Source organism: Pseudoxanthomonas sp. SGT-18 (assembly GCF_003931645.1).
Lineage (GTDB): Bacteria > Pseudomonadota > Gammaproteobacteria > Xanthomonadales > Xanthomonadaceae > Pseudoxanthomonas.
The window spans coordinates 46103-58787 of the sequence record NZ_RRYJ01000005.1 but is presented as its reverse complement, the minus strand read 5'-3'; the positions used below and the strand labels follow the sequence as shown (position 1 = coordinate 58787).

The window sequence follows — 12685 nt, the reverse complement described above, 5'->3', positions numbered from 1 at the left end:
CTGGGAAAGGCCGGCCATTGTACCGGACCCGGCCGCCGGCTTCGCCGCGGGCGGCCGCGGTGGCGGCCGTGCCGGAAGCGGCGGTTCAGCGCCCGCCGGCGCCCTCGCCCTTGCCGGCCAGGCGGTCCAGCGCCTCGCGCAGCGCCGCCGGGGCCATGTAGCCGCCCAGCTGGGTGCCATCGGGCGCGAACACCGCCGGGGTGCCGTTGACCCCGACCCGCTGGCCGATCGTGTAGTGCATCGCCACCGGGCTGGTGCAGCTGCGCGCCTGCACCCGGCCGCCGGCCTTGGCCTCGGTCAGGGCGCGGCGCCGGTCGGGCGCGCACCACACCGAGACCATGTCGCGGAAGTCCTGGCTGGCCATGCCCATGCGCGGGAAGGCCAGGTACTCCACCGCGATGCCCTGGCGGTTGTACTCGGCGATCTGCTCGTGCATGCGCCGGCAGTAGCCGCATTCGACGTCGGTGAACACGGTCACCGTGTACGCCGGGTTGGCCGGCGCGAACACGATGCGCTCCTCCTTCGGAACCCCGGCCAGGACCTTGCGGCGGTAGGCGTTGAGGCCCGGGCTGGCGGCCGGCGCGCGCGCCTTCAGGTCGATCGGCTGCGACTGCAGCAGGTAGCGGCCGTCGTCGGAGACGTACAGCACCTGGCCCTCGAGCAGGACCTCGCGGAAGCCGGGGAACGGCGCCGCGCCGAGGTAATCCGGCTCCGCGCCCGGGACCACCTCCGCCAGCGCGGCGCGCACCGCCTGCTCGGGACCGCCCTTGCCGGCAGCGCCCGGTTTGGCGCCCCCTGCGGCCTTGTCGGGCGTGGACGGAGCCGGCTGGGCACAGGCGCCAAGGCTGATCGCGCACAGCAGCGCGACGGCAAGCGGTCGGAACATTCGGAAAACCTGTCGGGACTGAGGCCGGGGATTCTGGCACAGCGCCGATGAGCGGATCCGCACCGGGGCCTGGCCGGCGCTTCCTCCGCGGTATCGCGGCGCCTGCCCCCCCCGCCGGCAGGGGCCCAGGGAGCCTGCCATCCCTGGCGCACGTCGGCTTAGGCCCCGGCCCGGCCATCCATGGCCGGGCGTTCGCCCCTTTTGCGGCATGCCGCAAAAGGGGCTCACCCCCTCGGATGGTGCTTTGCGTGGAGGCGTTGGAGGTGCTGGCGCGCGACCAGGGTGTAGATCTGGGTGGTCGACAGGCTGGAGTGGCCCAGCAGCAGCTGCAGCGCGCGCAGGTCGGCGCCGTGGTTGAGCAGGTGGGTGGCGAAGCTGTGGCGCAGGCCGTGCGGGGTCACCGAGCGTGGATCGATCCCGGCGGCGGCGGCATGGCGCTTGATCGCGCGCCAGAAGTCCTGGCGGGTCGGCGCGCTGCGGCCGGCACCGAGGAACAGCGGCACCTCGCCGCTGGCGTCGGGCGCCACCGGACGGCCGCCGGCCAGCACCGGGCGGGCCTCGCGCAGGTAGCGCTCGAGCCAGTCCTGCGATTCCTCGCCCAGCGGCACCAGCCGCTCCTTCGAGCCCTTGCCGCGCACCCGGACCACGCCCTGGCGCAGGTTGACCGCATTGGCCGGCAGGTTGACCAGCTCGCTCACGCGCAGGCCGGCGGCGTACATCAGCTCGAGCATGGCGCGGTCGCGCAGCCCCTCGGGCGTGGACACGTCCGGCGCCGCGAGCAGGGCCGCGACCTGGGACTCGGACATGGCCTTGGGCAGCGGCCGCGGCAGGCGGGGCGGGTCGATCAGCGCGGCCGGGTCGTCCCGGCGGATCCCCGCCAGGACCAGGTGGGCGTAAAACGCGCGCAGGCAGGCGCGCAGGCGGGCATTGCTGCGCGGGCCGTAGCCCTGGTCCGCGCGCCAGGCCAGGTAGGCGAACAACGCCTCGCGGTCGGCGCCCACCAGCCCGCCGCCGGCGCCGTCGCGCCAGCGCGCCAGCAGCTCCAGGTCGCGGCGGTAGGCCTCCAGGCTGGCCCGGGCCAGGCCGCGCTCGGCCCAGGCAGCGTCCAGGAAGCGCGCGATCGCGCGGGCATCGTCCTCGCGCAGCGGCGGCAGGGCCATGGCCTGCCCGCGGCGCTCGGCCGCAGTGCGGGGACGGTCGCTCACCGGGCGGCTCCGGCGGCGTGGCAGGCGGGGCAACGGCGCTTCATCGCGCAACAGGATACGTCGCCGCGCCGCTATCCTTTGCCGCATGCACGTCCCCGCCCAGCCCTCCCCTGCCGCCGAAGCGGCTTCCGCCGCGCGCCCATCGGCGCTGGTCCTCCGCCGCCTGCTGTCCCTGTGCTACGACCTGCTGCCGGTGGTGGCACTGTGGATGCTGACCGCGATCCCGTTCGTGCTGCTGGACGTGGCCCTGCACGGCGGCGACACCCGCCACAACATCGAGCCCTTCAGCCTGATGTCCTGGCTGCTGTGGTCCGCGTGCTGGGCGGTCACCGGCCTGTACGCCACCGTCAGCTGGCGCCGCGGCGGCCAGACCCTGGGCATGCGCCCGTGGCGGCTGCGGCTGCGCACGGCCGACGGCGCGCCGCCGTCATGGCGGGCGCTGTGGTTGCGCTACGCGGTGGGCACGCTGTCGCTGCTGGCCGGCGGGCTGGGCTTCTGGTGGGCCTGGTTCGACCGCGGCCGCCTGGCCTGGCACGACCGCGCCAGCGGTACCGGCCTGGAGCGGCTGCCGAAGCGCAAGAAGTAGGCCTCAGCCGGACTTGCGCCGGAACAGCCACCACGAGGTGGCCAGCATCAGCATCGGCGGCAGGGCGTAGGCGATGCGGTAGTCGAAGCGGAACGCCCCGGCCAGCCGCCCGAACTGCATCTGCAGCAGCATGAAGCTCAGCGAGAACACGATGCCCAGGAACAGGCGCTTGCCCATGCCGCCGCTGCGCAGGCTGCCGAACGCGAACGGCACCGCGGCCAGGCACAGGGCCAGTACGTTCAACGGGTAGAACCAGCGGCTCCAGTAGGTGTCCTCGTAGTCGCGTGCGTCCAGGCCGTTGCGCCGGCGGTACTCGATGCTGGCCTGCAGGTCGGCGGCCGAGAGGTTGCGCGGACGGGTCACGCCGGCGGCCAGGGCGTTGGGATCCAGCTCCGAATTCCAGCGCTGCTCCTCGGCGGTGGTCTGCACCGCGCTGGCCTCGCCGAACGCCACCCGCCGCACCTGGCGCAGCTTCCAGCCGCCGGCGTCGTGCACGGCCATGCCGGCGCGGGTCAGCGCCAGCAGGCGGCCGTCCCCGCCCACCTGGTACAGGCGCACGTCGCGCAGCTCCAGCACGCGCTGGCCGCCCTCCACCCGCTCCTGGCCGTCGACCGCGTTGAGGAAGGTGTCGCCCTCGCGGGCCCACAGGCCGGAGTAACGGGCCATGGCCACGTTGTTGGTCTTGGCCGCCAGCTTGAGCTGGTCGGCCTGGCGCTGGCCCCAGGGGGCCAGGGTCTCGCCGGTCAGCACCATCAGCGCGGTCAGCAGTACCAGGGCCGCGGCCACCGAGATCGACAGCCGGCGCCGCGACAGGCCCAGCGCGCGCAGCGCGGTCAGCTCCGAGGTGCCGGCCAGCTGGCCGAGGCCCAGCAGCGAGCCGATCACCGCCGCGTACGGGAAGATCGTGTAGGCCCGGCGCGGCACCGAATAGGCCACCACCGCCAGCGCGGTGGGGAAGTCGTAGCTGCCCTTGCCGAGGTCGCCGAGCTGGCCGGACAGGGCCAGGACCACGTCCAGGCCAACCAGCACCGCCCAGGTCAGCAGCACCGAGGCCAGGACCACCCGGCCGATGTACAGGTCGTGCAGGCGCATCAGGGACCTCATGCCGCCACCCTCCGCGGACGCGGCAGGCGCCCGTCGCGCAGGTACAGCCACAGGGCGAAGGCCAGCAGCGGCAGGGTCAGCCACCATAGGCCCGCCGGTGCCGGCAGGCGGCCCTCGGCCAGCATGCGCACGCCGATGAACATCAGGTTGAGCCCCACCAGGTAGGCCAGGAAGCCCAGCATCAGCCGGCCGTAGCGCTGCTGCCGCGGCGAGCTGCGCGCCAGCGGCACGGTCAGCAGGGCAAAGCCCAGGGCCAGCAGCGGCGGGGCCAGGCGGCCATGCAGCTCGGCAATCGCGGCCGGGCGGCCGTCGCCGAACAGGTCCAGGGTGGAGGCGATGGCGGGGTCGTCCTCGCCGCGGTCCTCGGCCCGGTCGGGCAGCGCCACCTCGTTGACCGCATAGCGCATCAGGCGGAAGTCCAGGCCGCCGCCGAGCGGACCTTCCACCCGGTGTCCGTCGACAAGCCGCAGGAAACGGTCGCGATCGCCGCCGAACTCCAGGCTTCCACCGCTGGCGGTGACCACGTCGATCCGATCCTCGCGCTCGCGCTGCAGGAACACGCCCTGCAAGATGCGGCCATCCTCGCTCATGCCGTCGATGTAGACGATCCCGCCGCCGGGCAGGGAGGTGAAGCGGCCCGGCTCCAGCCCGGCCACGATCAGGCTGCGGTTGGCCTGCTCGACCATCTTCGCCGCGGTGCGCTGGGCCCAGGGCCCCAGCCACAGCGAGCACAGCCCGACCAGCAGCACCACCGGCAGCACCGCCATCAGCAGCGGCCGCAGCAGGCGCCGCGGGCCGACGCCCACGGCGTTGAGCACGGCCATCTCCGAATCGCGGTACAGCCGGGCCACGGCCAGCATCAGGCCCAGCATCAGCGCCAGCGGCAGCACCAGCGGCAGGTACACCAGCAGCTGCAGGCCCAGCTGGGACAGCAGCAGGCGCGCCGGCAGGCCGCCGTCGGCGATCTCGCCCAGCACGTCCACCAGCACCCCGCCCAGGCTCACCGTGAGCAGCACGATCAGGGTCGCCAGGAAGCTCTGGACGAAGTCGCGCAGCAGGTATCGGTCGAGCTTCGGCATCGGCGGGGCCAGTCCTATAAAATCCCGGGTTCGCTTCGCGGACCCCGCCGGCCGGGATCTCCCGGCCCATGATCGAGGGGCGATCCGCGATTGTACGTACCTGCTCCCGGAATCTGATCAATGGCCCTGCAATTCACCCTGAACCGCGAGGCCGCCGCGGCGGCCGCCACCGACTGCGTCGTGATCGGCGCCTTTGCCGACAAGACGCTCACCCCCGCGGGCCAGGCGATCGACGGGGCCAGCGGCGGGCGCCTGCGCGCCCTGCTGGAACGCGGCGACCTCAATGGCCGTACCGGCAGCAGCCTGGTCCTGCACGACCTGGCGGGCGTGGCCGCGCCGCGGGTACTGGTGCTGGGCCTGGGCGAGCCGGCCAAGTTCGGCGTGCCACAGTACCTGAAGGCCGCCGCCGACGCGGTGCGGGCGCTGAAGACCGGCCCGGTCGCGCATGCCCTGTTCACCCTGTCCGAAGTCGCCGTCCCCGGCCGCGACGCGGCCTGGAACGTGCGCCAGGCCGTGGTCGCCGCCGACCACGCCGCCTACCGCTACACCGCCACCCTGGGCAAGAAGAAGGACGAGCCGGGCCTGCGCGCGCTGGCCATCGCCGGCGACGATGCGGCCGCCCTCGCCCAGGGCCAGGCCATCGCCGAGGGCGTGGCCTTCACCCGCGAGCTGGGCAACCTGCCGCCGAACATCTGCAACCCGGCCTACCTGGCCGCGCAGGCCGAGGCCTTCGCCGCCGCCCACGAGGGCGTGGAGGCCGAGATCCTGGACGAGCAGCAGATGGAAGCCCTGGGCATGGGCTCGCTGCTGGCCGTGGCCCGCGGCTCGGCCAACCGTCCGAAGCTGGTCGTGCTGAAGTGGAACGGCGCGGCCGACAAGGCGGCCAGGCCCTACGTGCTGGTCGGCAAGGGCATCACCTTCGACACCGGCGGCGTCAACCTGAAGACCCAGGGCGGCATCGAGGAGATGAAGTACGACATGCTCGGCGCCGGCAGCGTGCTGGGCACCTTCGTCGCCGCGGTGAAGATGCAGCTGCCGCTGAACCTGGTGGCGATCGCCCCGGCGGTGGAGAACGCGATCGACGGCAACAGCTACCGCCCGTCGGACGTGATCACCTCCATGTCCGGCAAGACCATCGAGGTCGGCAACACCGACGCCGAGGGCCGCCTGATCCTGTGCGATGCGCTGACCTACGCCCAGCGCTTCCAGCCGGCCGCCCTGGTCGACGTGGCCACCCTCACCGGCGCCTGCATGGTCGCCCTGGGCAAGTTCGCCACCGGCCTGATGAGCAAGCACGACGACCTGGCCGACGAGCTGCTGGCCGCCGGCGAGCACGTGTTCGACCGCGCCTGGCGCCTGCCGCTGTGGGATGAGTACCAGACCCTGCTGGAGTCCAGCTTCGCCGACGTCTACAACATCGGCGGCCGCTGGGGCGGCGCGATCACCGCCGGCTGCTTCCTCTCGCGCTTCACCGAGGGCCAGCGCTGGGCGCACCTGGACATCGCCGGCTCGGCCAGCGACGAAGGCAAGCGCGGCATGGCCACCGGCCGCCCGGTGGGCCTGCTGAGCCAGTGGCTGCTGGACCGCGCGGCCGAAGGAAGCGCCGCGTAAGCGGCCCGCCATGCCCCGCGCCGACTTCTACCTGATCGCCAAGCCCCGGTTCGCCGGGCAGCCACTGCTGCTGGTGTGCGAACTGGCCAAGCGCGCCTACGCGACCAACCAGTTCACCCTGGTGCTGGCGCGCGACGCGGCCCAGGCCGAGGAACTGGACGACCTGCTGTGGTCGTTCGAGCCGGACGCCTACATCCCGCACCAGATCGCCGGCGACGAGGAGGACGAGCTGACCCCGGTCCTGATCGTCCCGCCGGAGATCGAGGCCCCGGCGCGCCCGCTGGTGATCAACCTGCGCGACGCCGCCTGGACCGCCGCCTGCGAACGCGTCCTGGAAGTGGTGCCCGCCGACCCCGCCGCCCGCGGCCCGCTGCGCGAGCGCTGGCGCCAGTACCAGGCCCTGGGTTACGACCTGAACAAACATGACATGTGAGGGGCCGTGATTCGGGATTCGTGATTGGTGATCCGGAAAGGCGACAGCAAAACCGCCTGCCACCCATCCCGGTCCAACGAAGCACTGCTCTTTCCAATGACGAATAACGAATCACCAATCACGGCCCTTATGTCCACTCTTCCCTCCGGCTACGAACCCAAGACCTTCGAATCGCGGCTTTACGCCGAATGGGAAGCCAGCGGCTGCTTCGCACCGCGCGGCGAGGGCAAGCCGTACTCGATCCTGTTGCCGCCGCCCAACGTCACCGGCACCCTGCACATGGGCCATGCCTTCCAGCACACGCTGATGGACGCGCTGGTGCGCTTCCACCGCATGGACGGCTACGACGTGCTGTGGCAGATGGGCACCGACCATGCCGGCATCGCCACCGAGATGGTGGTCAGCCGCAACCTGGCGGCCGAGGGCAAGGGCGAGACCCGCGATTCGCTGGGCCGCGAGGGCTTCATCGCCAAGGTCTGGGAGTGGAAGGCCAGCTCCGGCGACACCATCGAGCGGCAGATGCGCCGTCTGGGCGCCTCCGGCGACTGGTCGCGCAGCACCTTCACCATGGACCCGCAGCCCTCGGCGGCGGTGGTCGAGGCCTTCGTGCGCTGGCACGAGGAAGGCCTGATCTACCGCGGCCAGCGCCTGGTCAACTGGGATCCGGTGCTGAAGACCGCGATCTCCGACCTGGAGGTGGAAAACGTCGAGGAGGACGGCTTCCTCTGGTCGATCCGCTACCCGCTGGCCGACGGCGCCAGCTACGAGTACGCCGAGCTCGACGCCGACGGCAACGAGGTCCTGCGCGAGACCCGCGACTACGTGGTCGTGGCCACCACCCGCCCGGAGACCATGCTGGGCGACACCGCGGTGATGATCCACCCGGAGGACCCGCGCTACCCGGGCCTGGTCGGCAAGGAAGTGGTGCTGCCGCTGACCGGCCGCCGCGTGCCGGTGATCGGCGACGAATACGTGGACCGCGCCTTCGGCACCGGCGTGGTCAAAGTCACCCCGGCGCACGACTTCAACGACTACCAGGTCGGCGTGCGCCACAAGCTGCCGCTGATCAACATCTTCACCCCCGAGGCCGCGGTCAACGACAACGCCCCGGAGAAGTACCGCGGCCTGGACCGCTACGAGGCGCGCAAGGCCGTGCTGGCCGACCTGGAGGCCCAGGGCCTGCTGGTGGAGACCAGGCCGCACAAGCTGCAGGTGCCGCGCGGCGACCGCACCGGCCAGGTGATCGAGCCCTACCTCACCGACCAGTGGTTCGTGCGCATGGACGCGCTGGCCAGACGCGGCCTGGAGCTGGTCGAGTGCGGCCAGGTGAAGTTCGTCCCGCCGAACTGGATCAACACCTACCGCCACTGGATGGAGAACATCCAGGACTGGTGCATCAGCCGCCAGCTGTGGTGGGGCCACCGCATCCCGGCCTGGTTCGACGAGGCCGGCAACTGCTACGTCGGCCGCAGCGAGGCCGAGGTGCGGCAGAAGCACGGCCTGGGCGCCGAGGTGGCCCTGCGCCAGGACCCGGACGTGCTGGAGACCTGGTTCTCCTCGCAGCTGTGGCCGTTCTCGACCATGGGCTGGCCGGACGAGAAGGCGATGGCCGAGCGCGGCTTCGACCGCTACCTGCCATCCAGCGTGCTGGTCACCGGCTTCGACATCATCTTCTTCTGGGTGGCGCGCATGATCATGGCCACCGACCACTTCACCGGGAAGGTGCCGTTCCGCGACGTGTACATCACCGGCCTGATCCGCGACGCGCAGGGCCAGAAGATGTCCAAGTCCAAGGGCAACGTGCTCGACCCGCTGGACATCATCGACGGCATCTCGCTGGAGGACCTGGTCGCCAAGCGCACCCGCGGCCTGATGCAGCCCAAGCTGGCGGAGAAGATCGAGAAGGCCACGCGCAAGGAATTCCCGGAGGGCATCCCCGCCCACGGCGCCGACGCCTTGCGCTTCACCATCGCCGCGCTGGCCGGCCACGGCCGCGACATCAAGTTCGACCTCGGCCGCGCCGAGGGCTACAAGAACTTCTGCAACAAGCTGTGGAACGCCACCCGCTTCGCGCTGATGAACACCGACGGCGCCTCGTTCAGCGGCGTGCCGCAGCCGCAGACCGATGCCGAGAAGTGGATCCTGGCGCGCCTGGCCGCGGTCACCGCCGAGGCCCGCGCGCAGTTCGCTGCCTACCGCTTCGACCTGCTGGCGCAGGCGCTCTACGAGTTCGCCTGGAACGAGTTCTGCGACTGGTTCGTGGAGCTGGCCAAGCCGGCCCTGGGCGGCGACGACGCCGCGGCCGCGGCCAGCACCCGCCACACCCTGCTGTACGTGCTGGAGGCGCTGCTGCGCCTGCTGCACCCGCTGATCCCGTTCGTGACCGAGGAACTGTGGCGCCAGGTCGCCCCCCGCCTGGGCATCGCGGCGGCCACGGTGTCGCTGCGCCCGTACCCGGCCGAGGCCGACTTCGCCGGACAGGACTACGCCGCCGCCGAGGCCGACATCGAATGGCTCAAGGCCATGGTCTCCGGCCTGCGCCGTGTGCGCAGCGAGCTGGGCGTGTCGCCGGGCAAGCCGGTGCGCCTGCTGCTGGCCGACGGCGTGGACGCCGACCGCGCCCGCGTCGCCCGCTTCGACTCCCAGTTGCGCTTCCTGCTGCGGCTGGAGTCGATCGAATGGCTGGCGGCCGGCGCCGCCGCCCCGGCCGCCGCCGCGGCCGTGGTCGGCGAGCTGAAGCTGCTGGTGCCGCTGGAGGGCCTGGTCGACCTGGACGCCGAGCGCGCGCGCCTGGACAAGGAGATCGCGCGCATCTGCGCCGAGAAGGAGAAGAGCGAGGCCAAGCTGGCCCGCTTCAGCGAGAAGGTGCCGCCGGCGGTGGTCGAACAGGAGCGCCAGCGCCTGGCCGACTGGACCACCAAGCTCGCCGCCCTGACCGAGCAGCGCGCGCGGCTTTGAGGACAGCGGGGCGGCCAGTGGCCGCCCCGTTTGCTTGCCGGCCCGCGAGCCTGCCCTGCGTGGGGCGCATGTTTGCGCGCCACGGACATGCATGTGCCGCATCCCGCAGGCGTGATGCCTCCGCGGATGCGCTGCGCTTGCCGGGGCTAAGCGGCCTCCGCAGGACGGCGGAACAGGGACGGGAGCGGCGCCGTCAGATCGGCGGCATCCGGTCGATGTCGCCGGAGACCAGCTCCATCGCCATCACCAGCGCGTCCTCGCGGCCATTGTGCGCCGGGTAGTAGCGCGGGCGGCGGCCGATCTCGTTGAAGCCCTCGCTCAGGTACAGGGCGATGGCCGGTGGATTGGACGGCCGCACTTCCAGGAACACCCGGTGCGCGCCGCGGTCGCGCGCCATTCTCAGCAGCGCGCGCAGCACGTAGCGGCCCAGCCCGCGCGACTGCCGCTCCGGCGCGGTGCACAGGTTCAGCACGTGGGCTTCGTCGGCGGCGATGCTCATCACCCCGTAGCCGGCCGGCTGGTCGTCCTGCAGCGCCAGCAGCGCCGGGTACCCGGCCAGCAGGCAGTCGCGGAAGATGCCGCGGGTCCACGGGAACGGATAGGCCCGCTTCTCGATCGCCATCACCGCGTCCAGGTCGCCCTCGCGCATGGCGCGCAGCCGCCACTGCGGCCGCGCGGTCTCGCGGTAGGCGGCGATGCTCACGCCGGCCTCCGCAGCGCGCGCAGCAGCGGCCACAGCTGGCGCTTGGCGGCCGGGTCGGCGCGCAGGCGCTCGCTGGGCCAGTCGGCCAGCAGGGCCTGCAGCCGCGGGTCGGTCGGCGGCAGCCCGGAAGCGCGCAGCACCGCCAGCTGCAGGCGGTCGGGCAGGCCCACCGGGCGGCGCATGCTGCCGGGACGCGGCATGGACGTGGCGGCCGCGGGCGCCGGGGCCGCCGCATCCGCCTCCGGTGCGGCCGGCGCGCGCCGGCGCGGCGGCGGCGCGATATCGCGGTCGGGATCGCGGCCGACCGGGGGCGCCGGGCGCGCCGGCGCCGGTGCCGTCGGCGGCGCCGGACGCTCCGGCGCGGCCACCCGGGCCTGCACCGGCTCCAGCCGTTCCTCCTCCTCCGTGCCGGCCACGCGCAGCACGCTGTAGCCCAGCGCCTGCAGCCACCAGCGCTGGCGTGGACTCCACGGCGTGCCGGCCTGGGCCTGCATGTCAGGCCACCTCCTGCGACGGCCGGAAGCGCTGCCAGGCCCACATCGCCGGCCCGGACAGCGCGTACAGGATGCCCACTGCCAGCAGCGCGCGCGGCAGGTCGATCACCAGTACCGCGATCACCACCGGCACCACCAGCAACACCGCGAACGGCACCTTGTCCGCGCGCGCCCCGCCCTCGCCGCTGCCCTTGAAGCTCCAGTAGCGGATCTGGCTGACCATCAGCAGGGCCGCGCACAGGGTCACGCCCAGCGCGACGTAGCGCAGCTCCTCGCCGCTCCAGCCCAGCTCGCCGTCGGCGAAGGCCCACACGAAGGACATCATCAGCCCCGCCGCCGCCGGGCTGGCCAGGCCGACGAAGAAGCGCTTGTCGACCACGCCCACCTGGGTGTTGAAGCGGGCCAGGCGCAACGCCGCGCAGGCCGCGTACAGGAAGGCGATGGCCCAGCCGACGCGGCCGGCGATGCCGCCGTCGAACTTCAGCGAGGACAGCGACCAGTGGTACATGACCAGGGCCGGGGCCAGGCCGAAGCTGACCAGATCGGCCAGCGAGTCGTACTGCACGCCGAAGGCGCTGCTGGTGCCGGTCAGGCGCGCCACCCGGCCGTCGATGCCGTCGGCGATGGCGGCGACGAACACGGCGATGGCGGCCGCGGTGAACTGGCTGTTGGCCGCCGCGATGATCGCGTAGAAGCCCGCGAACAGGCCGCAGGTGGTGAACAGGTTGGGCAGCAGGTAGATGCCGCGGGAACGCGGCGGCGGGCGATCGAGATCCATGCCGCCAGTGTACGGGGCGGCCGCCCGGCTGCGAACTGGTCCCTTGCCACGCGGGGCCCCGGATGCTGCAATCGGCCCCTCACCGCCCGCCTGGAGCCCTGCCTGATGCGCCCGACGACCCGCGCCTGCCTGCTGCTGCTCGTGGCCGCCACTTTCGCCAGTGGCACCGCCCTGGCCTCCACCATCTACAAGTGGAAGGACGCCAATGGCGTCACCCACTCCTCCGACCAGCCGCCCCCGGGCCAGCGCTACGAGACCCGCAAGATCAACGGCGGCGGCTACGCAGTGGAGACGCCCGACGCCGAGCCGGCGCCGGCGGCCAGCCCCCAGTGCGACACCGCGCGGAAGAACCTCGCCCTGCTCGAGCGCAATACCCGGGTGCAGGTGGACAGCGACGGCGACGGCAAGCCGGACCAGACCCTCGGCCCCGAACAGCGGCAGGCGCAGAAGGACCTCGCCGAGGCCGCGATCCGCGCCCACTGCCCGCCGGCCTGAACGGTCGGCCGGCATCGCCGGTCCTGCCTGACGCCAATGGTCCCCCGCCCCGTGCGGGGGATCTGCTTTTCCGGCGCCGCCCGGCGATCAGGCCGGCCCGGCCCACCGGCGGGAGGCCGAGGCCGGCCAGCCAGGACCGGGCCGGCAGCGCGTGGGCACGCCGGCGGACAGGTAATCGTCTGTGCCACGCCCGGTGGGTACGGCCTCCTTCCCGTTGCGCACCAGCCGGCCCCGCAGAGTCCGCCGGGCGCGACCCTCGACGCGCCCGCCGGGCACGCAGCGTCCAGCCCAGCCGTGCCCACGCGGGTCGCGGACGGCGCGCGGCGGCGGGTTCCCCGCCCCGTCCGGCCCGC

At 72.8% G+C, this 12685-nt stretch carries 12 protein-coding genes; 5 read left to right on the top strand and 7 right to left on the bottom strand.

Features of this window, described 5'->3' with window-relative positions:
• Nucleotides 1-85: 85 nt before the first annotated feature.
• Together EIM47_RS08365 and xerD are read right to left on the bottom strand one after the other, a co-directional pair.
• Nucleotides 86-886, bottom strand: a complete 801-nt coding sequence (locus tag EIM47_RS08365; protein WP_019399543.1) for a thioredoxin fold domain-containing protein — start codon at nucleotides 884-886, stop codon at nucleotides 86-88.
• A gap of 224 nt (nucleotides 887-1110) precedes the next feature.
• Nucleotides 1111-2046: a site-specific tyrosine recombinase XerD gene (xerD, locus tag EIM47_RS08360; protein ID WP_164514577.1), complete on the bottom strand. Its 936-nt coding sequence runs from the start codon at nucleotides 2044-2046 to the stop codon at nucleotides 1111-1113.
• A 130-nt stretch (nucleotides 2047-2176) separates the two neighbouring features.
• Between xerD and EIM47_RS08355 the strand changes: the two genes are divergently transcribed.
• On the top strand, nucleotides 2177-2677 hold the full coding sequence (locus EIM47_RS08355; RefSeq protein WP_019399545.1) for an RDD family protein: 501 nt from the start codon (nucleotides 2177-2179) through the stop codon (nucleotides 2675-2677).
• Between the two features lie 3 nt (nucleotides 2678-2680).
• Here the strand turns inward: EIM47_RS08355 and lptG are convergent, their stop codons facing one another.
• Nucleotides 2681-3781, bottom strand: coding sequence for an LPS export ABC transporter permease LptG (gene lptG / locus EIM47_RS08350; protein ID WP_125076662.1), 1101 nt, complete (start codon nucleotides 3779-3781; stop codon nucleotides 2681-2683).
• Entirely contained in the window at nucleotides 3778-4860 is a 1083-nt protein-coding gene (gene lptF / locus EIM47_RS08345; RefSeq protein ID WP_125076661.1) for an LPS export ABC transporter permease LptF, read from the bottom strand. Before lptF ends, lptG begins: the two co-directional genes overlap by 4 nt.
• Nucleotides 4861-4980: 120 nt before the next feature.
• Between lptF and EIM47_RS08340 the strand changes: the two genes are divergently transcribed.
• From EIM47_RS08340 to EIM47_RS08330, 3 genes are all read left to right on the top strand, one after another.
• The gene (locus EIM47_RS08340; protein ID WP_125076660.1) at nucleotides 4981-6471 is read left to right on the top strand and encodes a leucyl aminopeptidase; all 1491 of its coding nucleotides are present in this window, start codon (nucleotides 4981-4983) and stop codon (nucleotides 6469-6471) included.
• A gap of 10 nt (nucleotides 6472-6481) precedes the next feature.
• Nucleotides 6482-6904: a DNA polymerase III subunit chi gene (locus EIM47_RS08335; RefSeq protein WP_019399549.1), complete on the top strand. Its 423-nt coding sequence runs from the start codon at nucleotides 6482-6484 to the stop codon at nucleotides 6902-6904.
• Between the two features lie 129 nt (nucleotides 6905-7033).
• A complete protein-coding gene (locus tag EIM47_RS08330) occupies nucleotides 7034-9862 on the top strand; it encodes a valine--tRNA ligase (protein ID WP_125076659.1) in 2829 nt (942 codons plus the stop codon).
• 193 nt (nucleotides 9863-10055) lie between these two features.
• Here EIM47_RS08330 and rimI read toward each other — a convergent pair whose 3' ends face one another.
• The 3 genes from rimI to pssA are packed head-to-tail and all read right to left on the bottom strand — an operon-like array spanning nucleotide 10056 to nucleotide 11837.
• Complete coding sequence (gene rimI, locus EIM47_RS08325; protein WP_125076733.1) at nucleotides 10056-10511, bottom strand: ribosomal protein S18-alanine N-acetyltransferase; 456 nt, start codon at nucleotides 10509-10511, stop codon at nucleotides 10056-10058.
• Between the two features lie 50 nt (nucleotides 10512-10561).
• A complete protein-coding gene (locus EIM47_RS08320; RefSeq protein ID WP_019399552.1) occupies nucleotides 10562-11059 on the bottom strand; it encodes a hypothetical protein in 498 nt (165 codons plus the stop codon).
• 1 nt (nucleotide 11060) lies between these two features.
• On the bottom strand, nucleotides 11061-11837 hold the full coding sequence (pssA, locus tag EIM47_RS08315; RefSeq protein WP_019399553.1) for a CDP-diacylglycerol--serine O-phosphatidyltransferase: 777 nt from the start codon (nucleotides 11835-11837) through the stop codon (nucleotides 11061-11063).
• A gap of 105 nt (nucleotides 11838-11942) precedes the next feature.
• Between pssA and EIM47_RS08310 the strand changes: the two genes are divergently transcribed.
• A complete protein-coding gene (locus tag EIM47_RS08310; RefSeq protein WP_125076658.1) occupies nucleotides 11943-12332 on the top strand; it encodes a DUF4124 domain-containing protein in 390 nt (129 codons plus the stop codon).
• Nucleotides 12333-12685 lie beyond the last annotated feature (353 nt).

Excerpts from the sequence above, each read along its gene's own strand:
- EIM47_RS08365 (WP_019399543.1), bottom strand. The coding sequence starts at position 886 with ATGTTCCGACCGCTTGCCGTCGCGCTGCTGTGCGCGATCAGCCTTGGC.
- xerD (WP_164514577.1), bottom strand. The coding sequence starts at position 2,046 with ATGGCCCTGCCGCCGCTGCGCGAGGACGATGCCCGCGCGATCGCGCGC.
- EIM47_RS08355 (WP_019399545.1), top strand. The coding sequence starts at position 2,177 with ATGCACGTCCCCGCCCAGCCCTCCCCTGCCGCCGAAGCGGCTTCCGCC.
- lptG (WP_125076662.1), bottom strand. The coding sequence starts at position 3,781 with ATGAGGTCCCTGATGCGCCTGCACGACCTGTACATCGGCCGGGTGGTC.
- lptF (WP_125076661.1), bottom strand. The coding sequence starts at position 4,860 with ATGCCGAAGCTCGACCGATACCTGCTGCGCGACTTCGTCCAGAGCTTC.
- EIM47_RS08340 (WP_125076660.1), top strand. The coding sequence starts at position 4,981 with ATGGCCCTGCAATTCACCCTGAACCGCGAGGCCGCCGCGGCGGCCGCC.
- EIM47_RS08335 (WP_019399549.1), top strand. The coding sequence starts at position 6,482 with ATGCCCCGCGCCGACTTCTACCTGATCGCCAAGCCCCGGTTCGCCGGG.
- EIM47_RS08330 (WP_125076659.1), top strand. The coding sequence starts at position 7,034 with ATGTCCACTCTTCCCTCCGGCTACGAACCCAAGACCTTCGAATCGCGG.
- rimI (WP_125076733.1), bottom strand. The coding sequence starts at position 10,511 with ATGCGCGAGGGCGACCTGGACGCGGTGATGGCGATCGAGAAGCGGGCC.
- EIM47_RS08320 (WP_019399552.1), bottom strand. The coding sequence starts at position 11,059 with ATGCAGGCCCAGGCCGGCACGCCGTGGAGTCCACGCCAGCGCTGGTGG.
- pssA (WP_019399553.1), bottom strand. The coding sequence starts at position 11,837 with ATGGATCTCGATCGCCCGCCGCCGCGTTCCCGCGGCATCTACCTGCTG.
- EIM47_RS08310 (WP_125076658.1), top strand. The coding sequence starts at position 11,943 with ATGCGCCCGACGACCCGCGCCTGCCTGCTGCTGCTCGTGGCCGCCACT.